Genomic DNA, 19,871 nt, shown 5'->3' with positions numbered 1-19,871 from the left:
GTGCGGGGACAGCGGGCCGGGCGCCACGCGGGACCGGTGATCCGGCGGGGGACCCCGGGCAGGCTGGCGAGCTTCGGCAGGTCGGCGAGTCCGGGCAGGTCGGCGAGTCCGGGCAGGTCGGCGAGTCCGGGCAGGTCGGCGGGTCCGCGCTCGGCGAGGATGACGATCAGGCCGGTGGCCGGCCGGCTGACGGTGATCATGATGCGGCCGCTTCCGCCGGGGCAGCTCCCGCCGGGGCGAAGCGGCCCCTGTCCGGCCGGCGGGCCCGTGCCCGGCGCCACCCGCGCCGGACCGCGGGTCTGGCCGCCCTGGCCGCGACACTCGCGGGTCTGGCCGCCCTGAGCGCCTCCGAGGCCGCCGGCGACCTCGGTCCGCAGGCCCCCGGGACGGCCGCCAGTTCCCAGGCGACAGCCGGGGAACCGGGGCCCGGCCCGCACGGCGTGCCACTCACCCCGTCGTCGCGTGACGACGTCCCGGCCCGATCGGGACGTACTCCTGGGCCACCGGGGCTCCCCGCGCCCTCACCCTCTGTCATCGTTCCTCCTGCCGGCCTGTCGTCGGGGCGGCCGATCCCCGGATTCCGGGGCACGGTCGGCCAGCTCATGCAGGCCAAGGCGTTCACCGGCTTCGTCACCGCGCACGACACCCAAATCGTCTTCCTCGACATCTCCACCCTCGCCGAGGGTAACGAAGGGGCCTTCTACCCCGGACCGGACTTTGGGGGGGACAACCGGCCCAACTTCACCCTCTTCGACGCGTGCGGGGCGCTCGGGCCGGGGGAGCCGCCCGGCTTCGAGCCGGGGAAGGAGTGCTTCGGGAGCACGTACCGCCTTGCCGAGATGGCGCACAGCGGTGCTTCCTTCGGCTACGTGCAGGGTTCCTACCGGCTGCGTGGTTATTTCTGGGTCGACCTGGTACCCGGAATGCACCAGGGATTCGTGAACATCAATCTGCGGGCCGTCGACGCCCGGGATCTTCCGCGTTGACGGACCGGTGGTGTTCCGCCGGGTTGGGCCCATTTTTCAGGAAAAAACTAAATAAGGAAGGTTTGTGCATCCGGTGCGGGTCGGGTGCCCGCGGTGTTTGTACGGCCGGGTTCATGGAGACGAAGAGGAGGCAGACTCACGCTCTGGGGGTGCCCGGTGTTCCAAATTCTCTGGATCGTTCTGGCCGGTCTGGTGATCGGTCTTCTGGCCCGTCTGATCGTCCGGGGTCGGCAGAACATCCCACTCTGGCTGACGGTCGGGTTCGGCATCATCGGCGCGCTGGTGGGTAACGTGATCGCGAGCGCGCTCGGCGTGCGCCACACCGGCGGCTTCGACTGGATCCGGCACATCCTGCAGGTTGGTGTCGCGGTCGCGCTGGTCGCGATCGTCTCCCCGATGTGGGCGGCGCGTCGTGGGCAGAGCACCGGCACCCGGCGCACCGCGGGCCGACCCTAGCCCGGTGTGCGCACCAGGCGGTCCGGTGTGCACACCGGGCGGTGATGCGGGGACGCGGCCGGTCAGCGGCCGCGGCTCACCCAGTCGTCGTAGTCGACACCCTCCTCACCGATGGTCGTGTCGTCGCCGTGACCGGTGTGCACGACGGTGTGCGCGGGCAGGGTGAGCAGCCTGGTACGGATCGAGGCCAGGATGGTCGGGAAGTCGGAGTAGGACCGCCCGGTCGCCCCGGGACCCCCGCGGAAGAGCGTGTCGCCGCTGAACAGGACCGGGTCGCCGTTGATCTCCCCGAACAGGCAGATCCCGCCGGGAGAGTGGCCCGGGGTGTGCAGGACGCGCAGCGCGCCACCTTCGGGCAGGCCGATGAGCTGTCCGTCCGCGAGCGCACGGTCGGGCGCCCGGTGCGGATAGATCGCCTTCCACAGCACCACGTCGGCGGGGTGCAGCGCGATGGGCGCCCGGACCAGGTCCGCGAGCTCCGCCGCCGCATTGATGTGGTCGTTATGACCGTGCGTAGCGATGATCGATGTGACCGCGCGGGTGCCGATGGCCGCCGCGATCACCGACGGGTCGTGCGCGGCGTCGATGACCAGTACCTCGTCGTCGTTTCCCACGAGCCAGATGTTGTTGTCGACCGTGAACGACTGACCGTCGAGCGTGAAGTCGCCGCGCGTGATCACCCGATCCACCCGAAGCCCGGTATTGACGATCATTGCGTCCCCTCCTCGACCCGATCGGTCTGCCCGCTGCCCGCTGCGCGTGTCGCGGGTGCCGTCGGACGGCGGTGCACCCGGTGGGGTCGACCGTATCCGGCGGTTCCCGGCTCCGGGTGAGCCCGCCGCCGACGAACCTCGCCAGTGAACAAAGGTTCAGTGAACGATGGTTCAGTAGACGGCGGCCCGGTGAACGACGACTCAGAGGATGACGACGCTGCGCAACACGTCGCCGCGCTGCATCCGGGTGAACGCCTTCTCGACGTCGCCGATCCCGATGGTCTCGGTGACGAAGGCGTCGAGGTCGAGCCGGCCCCGGCGATAGAGGTCGATGAGGATCGGGAAGTCGCGGCTCGGCAGGCTGTCGCCGTACCAGGACGACGACAGGTGACCGCCGCGGCCGAGGACCTCGGCGAGCGGCAGCTCCACGGTCATCGCCGGGTCGGGTACACCCACCAGGACCAGCCGTCCCGCTAGGTCGCGGGCGTCGAAGGCCTGGCGGTAGGTCTCCGGGCGGCCCACCGCCTCAATGACCACATCGGCGCCGAAGCCGTCGGTGAGCGCCCGGATGGCCGCCACCGGATCGCCTGCCGTGGCATTCACGACATCGGTGGCACCGAAGTGTCGGGCCCAGGTGAGCTTTCGGTCGTCGACATCGACCGCGATGATCTTCCGTGCTCCCGCGATCGAGGCGCCGGCGATCGCCGCGTCGCCGACCCCGCCGCAACCGATCACTGCCACCGTCTCACCCCGGGTGACCCTGCCGGTGTTCACGGCGGCACCGAAACCGGCCATCACCCCGCAGCCGATCAGCCCGGCCGCCTCTGGCCGGGCCGCGGGGTCCACCAGCACGCACTGGCCCGCGGCGACCAGGGTCAGCGGCGTGAACGCACCGATGCCCATCGCCGGCGCCAGCGGCGTCCCGTCCGCCAGGGTCATCGAATTTCGCGCGTTGCGGGAGTCGAAGCAATACCAGGCCATGCCGCGCCGACAGGCCCGGCAGGTTCCGCAGGGGGCCCGCCAGGCCAGCACCACGTAGTCACCGGGGGCCAGACCCACCACGCCCTCGCCCACCGATTCGACGGCGCCGGCCGCCTCGTGCCCCAACAGGAACGGATAGTCGTCGTTGATCGCGCCCTCGCGGTAGTGCAGGTCGGTATGGCATACGCCGCAGGCGCGCACCCGTACCCGTGCCTCGCCCGGACCCGGATCTGGAACAACGATCTGCTCCAGCGAGACCGCGGCGCCCTTCTCCCGGGCCACCACCGCTTCCACCGTCTGCGCGCCCATCTCGGATCCCTTCTCCTCGAGTCTCCTCGAGCACCGGTCGGAGAGATGAATCCCTCGTCGAACCGGAGCGGTCACCCCGGTGTCTGACTTTCCTACCTCCGTTGGTGAGGTCCGTCCAACGTGGTCACGCCGCTCATGGTGCGACACGCCGCTTTACGGCCACCCGGCGCCACCGAGAACGGGTCGGTGTCGGTACGCTCCTACCGGTCCGTTTCTGCTCTTTGTAGAAGGAGCAACCCCTCAGTGGTCCGTTTCACCGACACGTCGTCCGTCGCCTCACCGACCCGCCGCTTCTACGGGGAGGTGACGGTCGGTGATCCCCGCCTGTCCGAGGACGGGCGGCTCGAGGCCGGCGGTGAGAGTGTCGATGCGGGGGTGGGCGAGCCCGGGCCCACCGGGCGGCCGCTGCCGTCGTTTCCCGTCCCGCCCCCGCTGGCGTCGCATGGTCCCGCCTGGATCGTCGCGATGTGCAACCAGAAGGGCGGGGTCGGCAAGACCACCAGCACGATCAACCTGGGTGCCGCGCTCGCGGAGTACGGCCGGCGGGTACTCCTCGTCGACTTCGATCCTCAGGGTGCGCTGTCGGTCGGGCTCGGCGTCAACCCGATGCAGTTCGACCTGACGGTGCACGACCTCCTGCTGGGCGGGGACGCCGACGTCCGCGAGGTGATCGTCGAGACCCAGGTCGACGGGCTCGACCTGCTGCCGAGCAACATCGACCTGTCCGCCGCGGAGGTGCTGCTGGTCACCGAGGTCGGCCGCGAGCACAGCCTCGCCCGCGCGCTGGCGCCGATCCTCGACGAGTACGACGTCATCCTCGTCGACTGCCAGCCCTCGCTCGGCCTGCTGACCGTGAACGCGCTGACGGCGGCGGACGCCGTCATCGTCCCGCTGGAATGCGAGTACTTCGCGCTGCGGGGAGTGGCGCTGCTGTTGCAGACCATTGACAAGGTGCGCGAGCGGCTCAACTCACGCCTGGAGCTCGCCGGTATTCTGGCGACCATGTACGACGCCCGCACCCTGCATGCCCGGGAGGTGCTGGCCCGGGTCGTCGAACGGTTCCCGGACGAGGTGTTCCACACTGTGATCAACAGGACGGTTCGGTTCCCGGAGACCACGGTGGCCGGCGAGCCGATCACCACCTACGCCCCGACGTCGGTGGGGGCTGCCGGCTACCGGCGACTCGCCCGGGAACTGATGGTCCGGCACGACACGCCGCCGGCCGTCGGCTGAACCGAGACAACGGGGCGATCGGGGCGAAAAGGTAGCGACGTGCTGTTCCACCTTGCCGAACCCGCGGCGCTTCTCGGGATCCTCCTCGCCTTCCTCATCGGGATCTTCGCCCACGACGCCGCCCAGGTGCTCGTGGCCTGGCTGGTCCGTGACCCGACCCCGATGCGCTCGGGGCGGCTGACGACGGGCCTGAAGGACCGGCTCAGCCCGTTCAGCGGAGTCGCTGTCTTCGTCGTCGGCTACGGCTGGGCCGAGTCGGTGCCCATGAACGACGTGTGGCGGCGGCGCCGGTTCCAGGTGGCCGCCGCCGTCCTGGCCGGACCGCTGGCGTATCTCCTGCTCGCCCTGGCAACCCTGGCGGTGTTCCAGCCGCTCGGCGAGCCGGGGCTGGTGCGGCTCGGTGACCGCGTCACCGAGGTGACGGTGCCGAACAGCTTCGGTGCCGAGCTCGCGTTGTGGATGGCCGTCACGTTCGGGTCGATGTTCATCGTCAGCCTGATCCCGGTCCCCCCGACAGACGCCGGGCGGCTGCTGTTCCTGCTCGGCCCGACCACGGCCGGCTGGCGCAAAGCCCGGTACCAGTTAGCCGAGCGCAACATCGGGTTGGGCATCCTGCTGGCGTTGTTGCTGCTGCCGGTGCTGTTCGTCGGATTCCCCTCGGTCATCGGCCAGCTCATCGGCCCGTTGCTGCGGGGACTCGCCTCGCTGATAGGCCTCAACCTGGGGTGATGATGATCACGCCGACGCCGCCGGGGCGTAGCGTGGCGCCATGACCCGGTCTCGAGCCGCTCCGGCCGCTCCGGCCGACCAGGGCGACCAGGCCGACCAGGCCGACGGGAGGGCCGCCCCGCGTACCGGCGTGCCGACGGGTCGTGGTGGGCGCACGGAGACCTTCGTCGTCGAACTCGACAACTTCACCGGCCCCTTCGACCTACTGCTCTCGCTCATCGCCAAGCATCGCCTCGACGTGACCGAGGTCGCGCTCTCCCAGGTCACCGACGAGTTTGTCGCGCACATCCGGCGGCTGGGGGACCAGTTCGACCTCGGCCAGGCCACCGAGTTCCTGGTGATCGCGGCGACCCTGCTCGACCTGAAGGCGGCCCGGCTGCTGCCGGGTGCCCTGTCCGAGGACGAGTCGGCGGACCTGGCCCTGCTGGAGGCCCGCGACCTGCTTTTCGCCCGGCTACTGCAGTACAAGGCGTACAAGGAGGCTGCGGCGCTCTTCGCCGGCCTTATGGCCCTGGAGGCGCGCCATACCCCCCGGGCGGTACCCCTGGAGCCCCGTTACGCCGCCGCGCTGCCGGAGGTCCAGATTGGCATCGGCCCGACGGAGCTCGCGGCGCTCGCGGCCCGGCTGCGTGAGCCGCCGCTGCCGCCGCTGGTCGCGACCGATCACGTGCACCTGCCCCGGATCAGCGTGCGGGAGCATATGCTCGCCGTCATCGCGATGCTGCGCGAGGTGGGCACCGCGACCTTCGGGATGCTGTGCGTCGGCTGCCGGCAGACCATCGAGGTGGTGGCCCGGTTCCTGGCGCTGCTGGAGCTCTTCCGCGAGGGCCGGATCTCCTTCGACCAGCAGGTCCCGCTCGGTGAGCTGACGGTGCGCTGGATCGCCCTGGATCCGGCGGTCGAGGCCGACGCCCCGCCGATCGGCCACGGGCTGTTCGGATCTGATCGGTACGGTGGGGACGCGGAGGAGGAGTCGCGGGAGGTGGCGTCGTGACTGGGACTGCCGGGACTGCCGGGACTGCCGGGGAGGCCCGGCCGCCGCTGGGTGCGTTGCTTGAGGCGGTCCTCATGGTCGCGGAGAAGCCGGTCGGCGTCGCGGAGCTCGCGACCGGCCTCGGCGCCCCGGCGCTGGAGGTCGAGCGGCTGCTCGCGCAGCTCGCCGAGCAGTATGCCCACGACGGCTGCGGCTTCCGGCTGCGGCACACCGGTGGCGGCTGGCGCTTCTACACTGCGGACGAGTGCGCCCCCTGGGTCGAGCGCTTCGTGCTCGCCGGCCAGTCGGCCCGGCTGTCGCAGGCTGCGCTGGAGACCCTGGCCGTCGTCGCCTACCAGCAGCCGGTGAGCCGGGGGCGGATCTCGGCGGTGCGGGGTGTCTCCGCCGACGGAGTCATCCGCACCCTCACCGCCCGCGGCCTGGTCGAGGAGGTAGGGCACGATCCGGAGACCGGCGCGATCCTCTACGGCACCACCGACTACTTTCTCGAACGGATGGGGCTGCGCGGGCTCGACGAACTGCCGCCGCTCGCCCCCCTGCTGCCCGGTCTCGATGAGATTGATGACATTGTTACGTCATGAGCACCAGGTTCCCGTCATGAGTACCGGTGACCGCCCGGACGAGCCCCAGGACCAGGGCATCCGGCTGCAGAAGGTGCTGGCCGCCGCCGGGGTGGGCTCCCGCCGGCACAGCGAGGAGTTGATCGCTGCCGGTCGGGTCCGGGTGGATGGCACCGTGGTGCGCGAGCAGGGCCGCCGGGTCGATCCCGAAACCGCCCTCATCGAGGTCGACGGTGAGCGGATCGTCACCAGGGCGGGCCTGGTCCACTTGGCGTTGAACAAGCCGCGCGGGGTGCTCTCGGCGATGTCGGACGACCGGGGCCGGCCGACGATCGCGGATCTGCTCATGGAGTTCGGCGGCGGGCTGTTCCACGTTGGCCGGCTCGACGCCGACAGCGAGGGGCTGCTGCTCGTCACCAACGACGGGGAGCTCGCGCACCGGCTCACCCATCCCTCGTTCGCCGTCCCCAAGACCTACCTCGTCGAGGTGTCCGGTCCGCTGCGCCGCGACGTCCTGCGCCAGCTGCGCGCGGAGGTCGAACTCGACGACGGCCCGGTGCGCGCGGACTCGGCGCGCGTCGTCGACAACGCGAACGGACGGGTGATGGTCGAGGTCGTTGTGCACGAAGGGCGCAAGCACGTCGTCCGCCGGATGATGGACGCCGTCGGCCACCCGGTGCATCGGCTGGTGCGCACCCGGTTCGGGGCGGTGTCGCTGGGAACCCTGCGCGCCGGGCGGGCCCGTCACCTCACCCGTCACGAGATCGGCACCCTGTATCACGGCGTCGGTCTCTAGGCTCGAGGCTTTAGGCTCAAGGCCATGGTCGGGTCGGGATGGGATGTCGCATGCCTTCCGCGCCTGCGCCGGGTCGGGGTCGTCGGCACGGGCCTGATCGGGACCAGTATCGGTCTCGCGCTGTCGGCAAGGGGCATCGAGGTCCTGCTCCGCGACGTGGACGAGGCACAGGTTGCGCTTGCCGAGAAGATGGGTGCCGGGCGGCCGTGGGCGGGGGAGCGGGTCGATCATGCGGTCGTCGCCACCCCGCTGCCGAGTGTCGCGGCCCAGGTACGCGCCCTGGCCCGCTCCGGCCTCGCGGACACGATCAGCGACGCCGGCAGCGTCAAGGTCCGACCGTTGGTCGAGGGAGTCCAGCTCGGCTGCGACCTCACGACGTGGTGCCCAGCCCACCCCATCGCCGGCCGGGAACGGCACGGGGCCGTCTCCGCCCGGGCGGACCTGTTCGCCGAGCGGGTCTGGGCGGTCTGTCCCGTCCCGCACACCGGGTCGGCCGCGGTGCACGCCACGGTGGCGCTGGCGTTCGCCTGCGGGGCTACGCCGGTGCGGACCACCCCGCAGCGTCACGACGCGGCGATGGCGTCGGTCTCCCACGTGCCCCAGATCGTCGCGAGCGCGCTCGCGGGGGTGCTCGTCGGGCTGCCGGAACGGGACGTGCCCTTCGTCGGGCAGGGGTTCCGCGACACCACCCGGCTCGCCGACAGCGACGCCGAGCTGTGGTCGGGGATCATCGAGGGTAACCGCGGCCCGATCGCCGAGCGGGTGCGTTCCCTCGGCGCCCAGCTCACCGCGCTCGCCGGCGTCCTCGACACCGGTTCCGGTGACGAGGTCACCGCCGCGGTCTCCCGGCTCATGCGGTGCGGCCAGGCCGGCCGTGCGCTGCTTCCGCGCAAGCCCGGCGCCCCGGCGCAGTCCTGGGGCTGGGTGGGGGTCGTGCTCGATGACCGGCCTGGCCAGCTCGCCGCGCTCGTCGGCTTCATCAGCCAGTGGCAGATCAACATCGAGGATGTCGGGCCCTTCGAGCACAGCCTCGACGCACCCGCCGGCATCGTCGAGCTCGCGGTGGACCCGACGGCCGCGGACGAGCTCGTCGACCGGTTGACGCTCAACGGCTGGACGGCATACCGGCGATCCTGATGCCGTACCGAGTAGCCTGATCCGGGTTGCACATGTCGGCATCCGCGGGGGCGCGATCCGACAACTTTATTATGTGACCGGGACGGAGGAATCGGGTGAAGCCCGACCACGGGTCTGCGCTGTCGGCAGGAAGCATGGTCACCGACAGCCGGGAGGGAACGTCTGCGCCGCTCGGGTCCGAGGGAGATGGTCCCGCGGTCCACGAAGGCGGGGCCGAGGGTCTGATCGTGGCGGTCGACGGTCCCGGAGGGTCGGGGAAGAGCACCGTGGCCCGCGAGATCGCCCGCCGTCTCGGCCTGCGGTACCTCGACACCGGGGCGATGTACCGCGCAGTCACCCAGCTCGCGCTGGAACGGCGGATCGACATCGAGGACCCGGCGGCGGTCGCGGAGCTGGCCGAGCGGGCGGTGATCTCGGTCGGTACGGACCCGGACGAACCCTCGATCGCCATCGACGGTGTCGGGGTGGACGCCCAGATCCGCACCCGCGCGGTGACCAACGCGGTCAGTGCGATCGCGGCGGTGCCGGCGGTGCGGGCGTTGCTCGTCACTCAACAGCGTCAGGTGATCGCCGCCGCGTTGCCGGCCGGCGGCATCGTCGTGGAGGGTCGCGACATCGGCTCGGTCGTGGCGCCGGGCGCCCAGATCAAGGTCTTCCTCACCGCCTCGACCGAGGTCCGTGCGCTGCGTCGCTCCCGCCAGCTCGGGGAGAAGGGCGTTGACGACGTCGCCCGGACCCTCGCCGAACTCGACCGGCGCGACGCGCTCGACAGCAACCGGGCGGCGGACCCGCTGGCTATCCCGCCCGACGCGATGGTTCTGGACTCGACGGCCCGGGCGGTGCCCGAAGTCGTCGACGAGGTGCTTCGGCGTTGCGAGCAGCTGCCGAACCGGATGAGATGACCACGTCGAACCCCCGCGCTGAGGCTCCCCGCGCTGAGGCCGCTCGGCCGGGCGACGGTGCCGGCGAACGTGCCGCGGAGGCGGCCGGGCGGGCCGCCCGGGTCGCGCGTGGACCGGTCCACCGGGGTGCCGCGTCACCGGTCTACAACGACCTCCCGCACCGCGTCCTCAAGCCCGGGGTCCGCTGGTTCCTCAACCGGGTGGTCATGCAGATCAGCCTGGAGGGGCTCGAGAACGTCCCCTTCGACGAACCGTTGATCTTCGCTGGGAACCACAGCAGTTGGCTGGATGGCCCGTTGGTGGTGATCGAGTCCCCGCGGACCGTGCGCTGCCTGAGCAAGATCGAGATGTACCGGGGGGTGCTCGGCCGGGCGCTGCTGTTCAGCGGTCAGATTCCGATCGATCGTGATCGGGCCGACCGGGAGGCCCTGCACACCGCACTGGACGAGCTCTCCCGCGGCGGGGCGATCGGGTTGTTCCCCGAGGGCACCCGGGGCAGCGGGGAGATGGCGGCGGTCCAGCACGGCATCGCCTACCTCGCGGTGCACGGCCGCTGCCGCGTCCTACCGGTGGCCTGCATCAACACCGGTGCCGCCCTGCCCCGGGGGGCGCGCTGGCCGCGCCGGTCGGTGCCGATCCGGGTGGTCTTCGGTGCGCCGTTCGCGGTGGAGGTGCCGGCGAACCCACGTTCGCGCAAGGCGCTGGCCGCCGTCGCGGAGGACATCCGGGTGCGCCTGCTCGACCATCTGGCGACCGTCCGGGCCGGAAAGGCCTGCGGTGAGGCCGGCGGGACCGGCGGGGCTGACCGGGCCGGCTCCGGGTAACCTGAGCAAGATCGCTGCTCGCTCCGGACGGGCGGGTGAGAGCCCCCGGCGATCCGACCACGTTCGAGTGCCCGGCGCCGAGCCCGGGAATCACAGGCGATCCCGTCCCACGATGACAGTTGGCAGTGACAGTGATGAGCGGACAAGACCTATCAACGGACCTCGGCGCGGCCGGGTTCGACCGGTTCGCCGACGGTGGCTTCGGCGATGACGTCGGTGGCCTCGGCGATGACGTCGGTGGCCCCGACGGGTTCGTCGGCGAGCTCGACGGCGAGTTCGCGAGCCCCGGGGCCGGTCAACCGGTGGTGGCCGTCGTGGGGCGACCCAACGTGGGCAAGTCGACGTTGGTCAACCGCGTCCTCGGCCGGCGCGCCGCGGTCGTCGAGGACGTCCCCGGGGTGACCCGTGATCGCATCGCCTACGACGCGGTCTGGAGCGGGCGGCGGTTCACCCTCGTCGACACCGGCGGCTGGGAACCCGACGCGACGGGGCTGGCCGCCCAGGTCTCCGAGCAGGCCCGCGCGGCGCTCGACACCGCCGATGCGGTGCTGTTCATCGTGGACGTCGTCACCGGCGCCACCGACGCCGACGAGGCGGTCGCCCGGGTGCTGCGCCGCTGCGGGCTGCCAGTGATCCTGGTGGCGAACAAGGTCGACGACGTACGATTCGAGGCTGATGCGGCGGCGCTGTGGAGCCTCGGGCTCGGCGAGCCGCACCCGGTCTCGGCCCTGCACGGCCGGGGCAGCGGAGACCTGCTCGACGCCGTGCTCGCCGCGTTGCCCGAGGCGCCGCGCGAGATCCTCACCGAGTCCGACGGCCCCCGGCGGGTCGCGCTGATCGGCCGGCCCAACGTCGGCAAGTCGAGTCTGCTGAACAAGATCGCCGGCAGCCGGCGGTCGTTGGTGCACGACGTCGCCGGCACCACCCGGGACCCGGTCGACGAGCTGGTGACGGTCGGCGGCGAGGAGTGGATGTTCATCGACACCGCCGGGCTGCGCCGTCGCGTCCGGGAGGCCTCCGGCGCCGAGTACTACTCGTCGCTGCGCACCGCCTCGGCCCTGGAAGCCGCCGAGGTCGCCATCGTCCTGCTCGCCGCGGACGAGCCGGTGACCGAGCAGGACCAGCGGGTCATCTCGATGGTCGTCGACGCGGGACGGGCCCTCGTCCTCGCCTTCAACAAGTGGGACTTGGTGGACACCGACCGCCGGCTCACCCTGGAACGGGAGATCGTCCGCGACCTCGGCCGGGTCGCGTGGGCGCCGCGGGTGAACGTCTCGGCCCGTACCGGGCGTGCGACCGACCGGCTCGCCCCCGCGCTGCGCACCGCGCTGGAATCCTGGGGTACCCGGATCCCGACCGGCCGGCTGAACACCTGGCTGGGTGAGGTCGTCGCCGCGACCCCGCCGCCAGCGCGTGGAGGGCGGGTTCCGAAGGTTCTGTTCGCGACCCAGGCCGGAGTGCGCCCGCCGCGGTTCGTGGTGTTCACGACGGGTTTTCTGGAGTCGTCCTACCGCCGGTTCCTGGAACGCCGGCTCCGGGAGGACTTCGGCTTCGCCGGTTCGCCCATCTCGATCTCGGTGCGGGTGCGTGAACGCGGCGACCGCAGGGGCGGCGGCTGACGGTTGGACCGGGTTCCGGCCGCCAGCCGGGCGGGTTTTCCGGACCGGCCGGACGGCCGGGACGGCGTGACGGCGGCTTACGACGAAAAAACCCGTTGAGCAGGCTCACAAGCCTGACCAACGGGTTTTACCACCTCTGTCGGGACGACAGGATTTGAACCTGCGACCCCCAGACCCCCAGAGTGGTGGTTGATCATTAACGGACGCCTTCGTTAGCAGGGTCAGCGGCTCCGGTTCCCCTTACGATACAGCGGCTTTCGGCCGTCAACGACATTGATCAGCAGTGATCGCCATCCGTGATCAACAGTCGTTGTTTGAGCAGTCCCCCCATGGCTCCCCCATGAAAGAGGGCGGTGCGGGACGGCGCTGCGCGTGTCCCGCTGGCCGGCGGCTCCGGGCGTCGACCGCGGGCGCACCTCTCGGTTGATCTATCGATCCCTGGCGACACACTTCCGTTCTGGGCTTCCAGATCTGTCGATATCTAGCGTTAGACTGTCGTAAAGTGTCGATAGGGCGCTGTGAGTCGATAGCGAGGAGGCGCCATGACGACTGACGGTCAGTTGGACCAGACCCCGTGCCAGTACCTGGTGTGGGGTGGCGACAGCGCGATTGACGGGCGGGCGTGATGGGCCGCGGCACCTTCCCGATCGGCCCGGAAGGCGCGACGGCCCGCAAGGGCCAGCTCGCCGTGATGGTCACTCGCAAAACATCGATGGCCGCGTCCGGCCCGGGGTCGTCGTGGACCGATGCGACGCTCATCCGCATTGAGTCCGCGACCCGCGACGGCCGGGAGATCCGGCGGTACAGCGACATCACCCGAGGCGACGACCAGCCCACCCTCGGAGTGCGGTGGGCAACCGGGCTCCAGGCGATCGTCGACGCCTCCCATCTCGACCCGGAGAAGGTCGTCGAGATCGCCCGCGCTCACACCTACCCGGGCCACCCGGATCAGCCGGCCCCTTGGGGGTCACTGGAGGAGGCGCGCGAGGCACTGCGCCCCGCGCGCCGGAAGGTCGATACGTGATGACCGTACGCCTGACCCTCACCCCGGCGGTCGTCGCCGCCGATCCCGACCTCTACATCCCGCACGATGGCCGATACCACAAGCTTGCGTACGCCACAAGCTGCCCGCACGGCTATCGGCTCACCGATTCCTGCCCGGGGTGCGACCACGACGCCGAGGAGGCTGACGAGTGACGCTCAACCTGGACACCCGCATGACCGTTCGGCGCTGGACGCACGCCGGTCACGCCCTGTTTCTCGACCGCGTTCGATTGGCATCCGGCATGGGCGTAGCCGGCTACGAAGTCATCTACCGCCCCGACCCATTCGCCCGCATGCCGCAGTACGTGACGCGGCAAGAGGTTCTGGCGAGCGAACAAGATCGCGACGAGGCCGTCCGGATCGCCGAGAAGGCCGTCGACGAACGTCAGGATCTGACGCCGCCAGATCCTGACGCGACCGAACGGTGGCGCCGGGGGCTTGACCGCGAGGCCGGGATCACAGGCTTCCTTGGCCACGAGGAGCTCGCAGCCCTCGACGTCGTGCCGTTGCGGCTCGATCTGCACCGTCCGCCGCTGCCGGATGACGGGCTCCAGATCGACCGTGACGACGACGGGACCTGGCGGACGTTCCAGATCCGCTACCCGACTTCGACGCTGACCCCCGGCCACGTGACCAACATCGAGGCGTACTGGGCCACGCACGCCCTGCGCGAGGTCGCGCAATGGTCCACCACTATCGACATCCGGATCAAGGACGACCGCCCCGAGGTCTCATACGCCGAGACCGACCGGGCGATTCTTGTCGGAAGCGTTGACGCCGTCGACAAGCGGTTCGCGCAGTGGCGTAGCGGTCCCGAAGGGATGGCCCCCGAGCGGGTCGAGTCCGTGCGGGGCGTGAACGGGCTGGTCATCGCCCGCAAGGGGCGTGACTGGAGCCTCAACGTCGAGGCGAGCGGCTGGAGCCTGACGGGCTACAGCATCCGCTTGATGGCCAAGGCCCGTGCCGCAGCAAAGGTACTCGCCACGATGGCGGACTGGGCAAACCTGCCCCTGTACGCCATCCGGACCTTCCCCCTGTTCCGGCAAGAGATCGACCTCGTGCGCTATGAGGCGATCGACATGCCCGACCTGGCCAAGCGGGTCCAAGACCAGATCAGCCGGGCCCGCGCGAAGGCGGCGGCATGAGCACCGTCGATGGCGCGGCCCCTTGCGGGAAATGTGCCTGCTCGCCGTTCGACCACGAACCAATCGAGGTCGACGACTCAATCCGATTCGCGGGCGCCTGTATGGGCGGGCAATGCGACTGCCCCGAGTACGTGCAGGGCGAGATCCCGCTCGCGTGCTGCACCGGGTGCGGACGCTACGGCATTCCGCACGCCCACAACGGCATCCGGTTCGACGGACTCACTTCCTACGAAGGAGAACGACTCTGCCCCTGGTGCATCAGGGAGTTCGACGAGCGAAAGCGCGAGGAGCGGGCCGGGTTCGGCGCCGGCCTCGATGAAAATCTGATGTTCGAGGACGAACGGCGGATGTGGGACGCGGATGTGGGACTGCGAAGCCAAAGGCGATTGGCGGAATTGGTGGGCACAGAAGAAGCAGATCCGATCCGAGGGGTCTCATGACGGACATTGAGCCGCGATTCCTGGAGCATCGGGAGCGCGATCCATGGCGGGGCTACAAGGCGTACGTCTGCATCGGCGGAGCCGACAGGGACTGTCTCAACGGCGAGACCGAGCGGTACAGCGTCTACGGCGTTCGTGGCGACCAGATCCTCGTCGAACGCGAGTCGACCATTCTCCGCAATGGATCCATACGCGGGTGGAGGTCCTTTGTAGACCGTGACGGTCCCTACTACTGGAGGCCGCGAGAGGATTTCTCCTACGTCGCGGTTCCGCCTTTTGATGATGAAGCCAACGAGCGGCGACTCGCTGAACTTCGCGTCCGTTTCAACTGGCAAGACGTCTGATGACCGACCACTGCGCCGCTCCCTGCGACACCTGCGGCGCGACCGTCTCCGACCACAAGAGGGTCTGGTTCGACGAGCCAGGCTACTGGGCGACCGACCCCCACACCTACGGACTCGTCTACGTCGAACCAAACGCCATCGGCTGCACCCGGTTCACACCCCCAGGAGATCCCTCATGACCGCAGCGGTACATGCCGCCCTGGACGCGGTACGCCGCGTCGCCGATGGACTAGATGCCGGCCGGTACCGGACCAAGGCGGGCCGCCTGGACGTCCACGCCGTCTGGCGCGAGCTGTACCCCACGGGGTTGGAGTTCGGCCCCGAGAGCTCCAAGGCGACCAGGCTGGTGTTCGGCACCTGGTCCCGCATCGCCGACGTGAACAACCTGTCGGGATACGCCCATCGGCACTACCCGAACAATCCAGCGGACCTCGTGACCCATCTGCGTGGGATGGAACTCGTCCTGGATCTACACGCCCGCATCGGGCGTGACCTGCTCGCCGAGGCGCTCGACCGGGCCAAACGTGTCAAGCAGCAGGCCGGGTCCCGCGCGATCAACGCCGGCCTGGCCGCGGACCGCAGGGTGCGGGAGGTGCAGGACGCCCTCGACCGTGTCCTCAGCGAGCTACTCCGCCGGGGTATCGCCACCGACCTCGTCCCCGACTCGTGGCGCTCGTCGCGCCCCGAGCTGGTCGCGGAGGCCGAGATGCGCGCCGGCTGGCCCGAGAACATCGCCCTCGCGGCACGCTGCCGAGAACTGGAGGAGGCGCTGTATCGCGCCCAGTACCGCGAGGGCGAGGCGCACCAGCGCCGAATCGATGCCGATCAGTCCCGCGACCAGTGGATCGCCATCGCGATCGGCCTCGGGTACGAGTGGGGCAGCGGCCGAGGGTCGGGGCTCATGGATGCCGTCTCACCCGAACTGCTCGCCGAGCGGTCCCGGGAGCGCGGCGCCGAGCGCGCGGCGATGGCCGAGCGGGAGGCCCGCAAGGACCCCGAGGAAGAGATCAACACCTGGCGCAGCCGCGCCACCGCGCTCGCCCGCGTCGTCCGACGCCTTCCCCGGCTCCCCGCGCGGCCGTCAAAGCTGTCCAGTGGAGAGATCGGCGGTCTGGCCTGGGCGATAAATCCCCGGCAGACGGACTTCCCCGTCACCCAGGGCGAACCAGTCGCCCTCCCAGCCGCCGTCGTTGGCGAGGTCTGCCGGCGCCACATCGAGAACGTCGCGGATCTGCATGCCTTGCACGCGCGAGTCATCGGCAAGACCTTCGACGCGGACCGCTTTCGCGAGCGCGCGCTCGAATCCTTGGGGGTCGGCGAGAAGCCGGTGGCGACGGACGGTGCGGCATGACTGGCCTCCCGGTCGTACTCGGTGGCCCGTCCGAGCCGGTTGTCACGGTCCGGGCCGACGACGTCCAAAGGAACCGTCCACGCGGACGGCTGGGCCTGGTGGATCCAGGAGGCGGCCCGGTGACGGCTGTCACCGGGCCGATCCGGGACGTACCACGCGAGGTGGAGGGCTGCCGGGTCGCAGGTGCGGTTGTCCTGCGGCATGCCCCCGAGGGGTGTCCGACCTGCGTCGCGATCCTGGACCGCTCGGGCCATGGGGAGACGGGGGAGGAGCAGTATCTGGGCCGCCTGCACCCCTACGTCGTACTGGCCCTGGATGTCCGGACCGGGCAGACCCGCGACCGGGTCACCCGCACCTTTCCGAACGAAGCCGTCGAGGCCGCATGGACGCTCACCTTCACCTACGGCGGCACCGACCAGGCCGCGATGGCGTTCCTGCCGGCCGAGCGGGACCGGCGGGTGACCCGGTGAGCGGAATTATCTGGCCCGACCCTGCCTCGGCTCCGGACCGCGATCCGTGCCCGGGTTGCCCGGCGGGCGAACAGGTCGGCGGCGGCACCTGTTATACCCACCGCGCACGGGACACCATGGGCGCTGGGCCTATTGACGATGACTACGGGACACCGATTCCCAGTACCGGTGTGGACCTCGTCATCGAATGGATCATGGGTAGATCGCCTCGGGGTAGATCCTCATGAGCGCCCCCGCGCGTACCGAGACCGCCCCAAGCGAAGCCGACCGCCTCGGCCGGTGGGGCGACGCCTGGCGCATCCAGCGCCGCATGGCCGGCGGGTGCCGCTACTGCGGCAACGGCGGCCCGGGCGGAGACCACCGGCTCACGACCTGTCGCGCCTGTGGGATGCGGGTATACCTCTACCCGAGCGAGTGCCCGATCTGTTTTGTCGGACTACTGGACGGCGTGGCCTATGCGCTCGGCTCCAGGCCGATCTGCGGGTACGCAAAGTGCGTCCAGGTGGCCGTGGCGAAGGCCCCGCGCGTGCGCTTCGTGCGACCGAAGGAGCTACTGGCCGGCGAGCGCGTAAGCCTGGGGGAGATCATTCGTAGGCGGGCCGAGCGAGCCCGAATGACCGGGCGGTCCGAGCCGAGGATCCCGAGTTACTGGGTGTGGGTGCCGGGGGTGAGCTCGTGAACGCGCCCGGATACACCGAGGCCGGAGTGTCGAACTTCCTGACACCCGAGCACATGGAGCGGCTTGGCCGTGGTGGGGCGGGGCGGTACGTCTACGAGCCGGACCGCGGCGGCCGCATCCCGGCCGAGTTGCGGCGGTGGGCGAAATGACGCTCAAAGAGGGGATCGCGCCTGGCGCCGACCCCGACCTCGGCGACTACGACCTCATCCTGGCGAACTCCAGCGCGGGCAAGGACTCGCAGGCCACGCTGGACGTAGTCGCCCAGGCCGCCCGCGAGGCCGGGGCCACGGACAGGGTGATCGTGGTTCACGCTGACCTTGGCCGCATGGAGTGGCCCGGGACGCGGGAGCTCGCGGCTGAGCACGCCGCCCACTACGGACTGCCGATCCGGATTGTCCGCCGCGAGATCGTCGACGCATCTACGGGCGAGCGGCGACCGCAGGATCTCCTGGAGCAGATCGAGGGAAGGCGCCGGTGGCCGGATGCCGCCCGCCGTTACTGCACCTCCGACCACAAGCGGGCACCGGCCTACCGGCTCATGACCGCGCTGGTTCGCGAGTGCCAGCACTTCGGACGCCCGGTGCGCATCCTGAACGTCTTCGGGTTCCGCGCCGAGGAGTCCCCGGCGCGTGCGAGTAGGAGCCCGTACCGGCACGACTCCCGTGCGTCGAATGGCCGCCGGCATGTCGACGAGTGGCTGCCGATCCACGGCTGGACGACGGCCCAGGTGTGGCGGCGGATCGCGGCGGCCGGCACCCGGCCCACCCCGCGTACGCCGCGGGGATGCCTCGGCTGTCCTGCCGTTTCTGCGTCCTCGCCTCCCGTTCGGCGCTTGTTCGTTCGGCGCAGCTCAACCCCGAACTGGCCCGCGAGTACGCGGAGGTCGAGGCGCGCATCGGCCACACCTTCCGCCGCGACCTGTCCATGGCCGAGATCGTCACCCAAGCCCGGTCGCATCCGGGCCTCAGAAAGGAGCACGCGACATGACGGTGACCACCATCGAGCCCGGCAATGTCGCCGGAGGCGGGGGGCGCACACCCCGGCATCTACCGCCTCGGGTTGATCCTCATGCGCCAGCGAGCCGAGCTGGCGGGCAAGCGCACCCCATGCGAACGGGGGCCACGAGAAAGCAGTACACGACAGAAGGAGACGAGATGACCCAGGAGACCCAGGAAGGCGAGTTCTGGAAGGCGGATGTCGCCTGTAAGACCGCCCATGCCCGGATGTGGGCAACCGGGCAATACCTGGGCGATGACCATCCGACCATGAGGCAGGTGTTCGGGCTCGGCGACGAGTGCCGCACGCGCGTCGCCGAACTGGAGGACCGTTCCCGCGGCATGGAGCGGGTCTTCACCCTCGAAGACCTCGTCGGGATCGTCGAGGCCACCGAGGGGCAGGAGCCCTGCCGCGAGATCGCCGACGCCGCCCGCGCAGCCTCCGCGCTGCGGGTGCTCAACACCGACGTCTACCTGCGGGACGAGGAGGACCTCCAGCCGGGAGTCGAGCTGCGCGAAGTCGGCGTCTACGCCGATGAGGCGGCCTGACCAGCTCATCCATCCGCCATACAACAAAAGAGATCATCCATGGCCGGAGACACGATCATCACCATCATCGGAAACCTGGCGACCGACCCCGAGGTTCGGTTCACCCCGAACGGTGCCGCGGTCGCCAGCTTCACCGTCGCCTCCACCCCCCGCGTGCTGGACCGGCAGACGAACGAGTGGCGCGACGGCGAGGCGCTGTTCCTGCGCTGTTCCATCTGGCGGCAGCCCGCCGAACACGTCGCCGAGTCCCTGTCCAAGGGCGCTCGGGTCATCGTCACCGGCCGGCTCAAGCAGCGCTCGTACGAGACCCGCGAGGGGGAGAAGCGCACCGTCGTCGAGGTCGACGTCGAGGAAATCGGCCCCAGCTTGAAGTTCGCCACGGCGAAGGTCGTCCGCGCCACCCGCGGCACCGCCGCCCCGACCGGCCCGCCTGCCGACGACACGTGGTCGACCCCCGCCGGCCCGGCACCGGCCGAACCGCCGTTCTGACCCGCCCGGTTCGTGGCTGCGGTCGGCCCCCGATGCGTCCAGCCAAACCCGACGGGGCCGGCCCGCCGCCGTCCTCACCATGGCCGCGGTCGCGATCCACCAATGCCCCACCGCCCTCGCCCTCAC

General features: G+C 70.5%; 25 protein-coding genes and 2 pseudogenes. 25 read left to right on the top strand and 2 right to left on the bottom strand.

Annotation, left to right across the window (positions count from 1 at the left end; all coding sequences use genetic code 11):
• Both AC08OP_RS03115 and AC08OP_RS03110 read left to right on the top strand, forming a co-directional pair.
• Window positions 1-986, top strand: a pseudogene (locus AC08OP_RS03115) (hypothetical protein); the annotation flags it as partial.
• 156 nt (window positions 987-1,142) lie between these two features.
• Complete coding sequence (locus AC08OP_RS03110) at window positions 1,143-1,442, top strand: GlsB/YeaQ/YmgE family stress response membrane protein (RefSeq protein WP_462186285.1); 300 nt, start codon at window positions 1,143-1,145, stop codon at window positions 1,440-1,442.
• Between the two features lie 62 nt (window positions 1,443-1,504).
• Here AC08OP_RS03110 and AC08OP_RS03105 read toward each other — a convergent pair whose 3' ends face one another.
• Together AC08OP_RS03105 and AC08OP_RS03100 are read right to left on the bottom strand one after the other, a co-directional pair.
• Window positions 1,505-2,155, bottom strand: a complete 651-nt coding sequence (locus AC08OP_RS03105; RefSeq protein WP_476612803.1) for an MBL fold metallo-hydrolase — start codon at window positions 2,153-2,155, stop codon at window positions 1,505-1,507.
• 201 nt (window positions 2,156-2,356) lie between these two features.
• Window positions 2,357-3,445, bottom strand: a complete 1,089-nt coding sequence (locus AC08OP_RS03100; RefSeq protein ID WP_476612802.1) for an S-(hydroxymethyl)mycothiol dehydrogenase — start codon at window positions 3,443-3,445, stop codon at window positions 2,357-2,359.
• Window positions 3,446-3,688: 243 nt separating this feature from the next.
• Between AC08OP_RS03100 and AC08OP_RS03095 the strand changes: the two genes are divergently transcribed.
• The 23 genes and pseudogenes from AC08OP_RS03095 (at window position 3,689) to AC08OP_RS02985 (ending at window position 19,745) form a co-directional block, all read left to right on the top strand.
• Window positions 3,689-4,678 (top strand): ParA family protein, encoded by a 990-nt coding sequence (locus tag AC08OP_RS03095; protein WP_476592406.1) that lies wholly within the window; start codon window positions 3,689-3,691, stop codon window positions 4,676-4,678.
• A gap of 39 nt (window positions 4,679-4,717) precedes the next feature.
• Window positions 4,718-5,407, top strand: coding sequence for a zinc metalloprotease (locus tag AC08OP_RS03090; RefSeq protein ID WP_476612801.1), 690 nt, complete (start codon window positions 4,718-4,720; stop codon window positions 5,405-5,407).
• Between the two features lie 40 nt (window positions 5,408-5,447).
• Window positions 5,448-6,401 carry a segregation and condensation protein A gene (locus tag AC08OP_RS03085; protein ID WP_476612800.1) on the top strand — a complete coding sequence of 318 codons (954 nt, stop codon included), beginning with the start codon at window positions 5,448-5,450 and terminating at the stop codon, window positions 6,399-6,401.
• Window positions 6,398-6,982, top strand: a complete 585-nt coding sequence (scpB, locus tag AC08OP_RS03080; protein WP_476612799.1) for an SMC-Scp complex subunit ScpB — start codon at window positions 6,398-6,400, stop codon at window positions 6,980-6,982. The genes AC08OP_RS03085 and scpB overlap by 4 nt, the downstream gene beginning before the upstream one ends.
• A 16-nt stretch (window positions 6,983-6,998) precedes the next feature.
• Window positions 6,999-7,757 carry a pseudouridine synthase gene (locus AC08OP_RS03075; protein WP_476612798.1) on the top strand — a complete coding sequence of 253 codons (759 nt, stop codon included), beginning with the start codon at window positions 6,999-7,001 and terminating at the stop codon, window positions 7,755-7,757.
• 24 nt (window positions 7,758-7,781) lie between these two features.
• Window positions 7,782-8,894, top strand: coding sequence for a prephenate dehydrogenase (locus tag AC08OP_RS03070; RefSeq protein ID WP_462186277.1), 1,113 nt, complete (start codon window positions 7,782-7,784; stop codon window positions 8,892-8,894).
• 95 nt (window positions 8,895-8,989) lie between these two features.
• A complete protein-coding gene (gene cmk, locus AC08OP_RS03065; RefSeq protein WP_476612797.1) occupies window positions 8,990-9,796 on the top strand; it encodes a (d)CMP kinase in 807 nt (268 codons plus the stop codon).
• Window positions 9,793-10,620: a lysophospholipid acyltransferase family protein gene (locus AC08OP_RS03060; RefSeq protein ID WP_476599230.1), complete on the top strand. Its 828-nt coding sequence runs from the start codon at window positions 9,793-9,795 to the stop codon at window positions 10,618-10,620. Before cmk ends, AC08OP_RS03060 begins: the two co-directional genes overlap by 4 nt.
• Window positions 10,621-10,754: 134 nt before the next feature.
• A complete protein-coding gene (gene der, locus AC08OP_RS03055) occupies window positions 10,755-12,239 on the top strand; it encodes a ribosome biogenesis GTPase Der (protein ID WP_476612796.1) in 1,485 nt (494 codons plus the stop codon).
• A 625-nt stretch (window positions 12,240-12,864) separates the two neighbouring features.
• Window positions 12,865-13,263 (top strand): hypothetical protein, encoded by a 399-nt coding sequence (locus AC08OP_RS03050; RefSeq protein ID WP_476612795.1) that lies wholly within the window; start codon window positions 12,865-12,867, stop codon window positions 13,261-13,263.
• Window positions 13,263-13,436 (top strand): hypothetical protein, encoded by a 174-nt coding sequence (locus AC08OP_RS03045; protein ID WP_476612794.1) that lies wholly within the window; start codon window positions 13,263-13,265, stop codon window positions 13,434-13,436. The genes AC08OP_RS03050 and AC08OP_RS03045 overlap by 1 nt, the downstream gene beginning before the upstream one ends.
• Window positions 13,433-14,428, top strand: a complete 996-nt coding sequence (locus AC08OP_RS03040) for a hypothetical protein (protein WP_476612793.1) — start codon at window positions 13,433-13,435, stop codon at window positions 14,426-14,428. Before AC08OP_RS03045 ends, AC08OP_RS03040 begins: the two co-directional genes overlap by 4 nt.
• A complete protein-coding gene (locus tag AC08OP_RS03035; RefSeq protein ID WP_476612792.1) occupies window positions 14,425-14,868 on the top strand; it encodes a hypothetical protein in 444 nt (147 codons plus the stop codon). The genes AC08OP_RS03040 and AC08OP_RS03035 overlap by 4 nt, the downstream gene beginning before the upstream one ends.
• Entirely contained in the window at window positions 14,865-15,212 is a 348-nt protein-coding gene (locus AC08OP_RS03030) for a hypothetical protein (protein ID WP_476612791.1), read from the top strand. The genes AC08OP_RS03035 and AC08OP_RS03030 overlap by 4 nt, the downstream gene beginning before the upstream one ends.
• A complete protein-coding gene (locus tag AC08OP_RS03025; protein ID WP_476612790.1) occupies window positions 15,212-15,391 on the top strand; it encodes a hypothetical protein in 180 nt (59 codons plus the stop codon). Before AC08OP_RS03030 ends, AC08OP_RS03025 begins: the two co-directional genes overlap by 1 nt.
• Window positions 15,388-16,563: a hypothetical protein gene (locus AC08OP_RS03020; RefSeq protein WP_476612789.1), complete on the top strand. Its 1,176-nt coding sequence runs from the start codon at window positions 15,388-15,390 to the stop codon at window positions 16,561-16,563. The genes AC08OP_RS03025 and AC08OP_RS03020 overlap by 4 nt, the downstream gene beginning before the upstream one ends.
• A 119-nt stretch (window positions 16,564-16,682) precedes the next feature.
• Complete coding sequence (locus AC08OP_RS03015) at window positions 16,683-17,033, top strand: hypothetical protein (protein WP_476612788.1); 351 nt, start codon at window positions 16,683-16,685, stop codon at window positions 17,031-17,033.
• Between the two features lie 223 nt (window positions 17,034-17,256).
• Window positions 17,257-17,712: a hypothetical protein gene (locus AC08OP_RS03010; RefSeq protein WP_476612787.1), complete on the top strand. Its 456-nt coding sequence runs from the start codon at window positions 17,257-17,259 to the stop codon at window positions 17,710-17,712.
• Window positions 17,709-17,861, top strand: a complete 153-nt coding sequence (locus AC08OP_RS03005) for a hypothetical protein (protein WP_476612786.1) — start codon at window positions 17,709-17,711, stop codon at window positions 17,859-17,861. Before AC08OP_RS03010 ends, AC08OP_RS03005 begins: the two co-directional genes overlap by 4 nt.
• Window positions 17,858-18,460 (top strand): annotated as a pseudogene (locus AC08OP_RS03000) (phosphoadenosine phosphosulfate reductase domain-containing protein); the annotation flags it as partial. The gene AC08OP_RS03005 and the pseudogene AC08OP_RS03000, both read left to right, overlap by 4 nt.
• A gap of 35 nt (window positions 18,461-18,495) precedes the next feature.
• Window positions 18,496-18,699: a hypothetical protein gene (locus AC08OP_RS02995; RefSeq protein ID WP_476612812.1), complete on the top strand. Its 204-nt coding sequence runs from the start codon at window positions 18,496-18,498 to the stop codon at window positions 18,697-18,699.
• A gap of 167 nt (window positions 18,700-18,866) precedes the next feature.
• Window positions 18,867-19,256: a hypothetical protein gene (locus AC08OP_RS02990; protein ID WP_476612785.1), complete on the top strand. Its 390-nt coding sequence runs from the start codon at window positions 18,867-18,869 to the stop codon at window positions 19,254-19,256.
• Window positions 19,257-19,295: 39 nt separating this feature from the next.
• Window positions 19,296-19,745, top strand: a complete 450-nt coding sequence (locus AC08OP_RS02985; RefSeq protein ID WP_476612784.1) for a single-stranded DNA-binding protein — start codon at window positions 19,296-19,298, stop codon at window positions 19,743-19,745.
• The last annotated feature ends 126 nt before the right edge of the window (window positions 19,746-19,871 follow it).

This window comes from Frankia sp. CeRuru1, from assembly GCF_977966315.1.
Note: the sequence above shows the minus strand (reverse complement) of the source record. Positions and strands in the feature narration are given on the sequence as shown.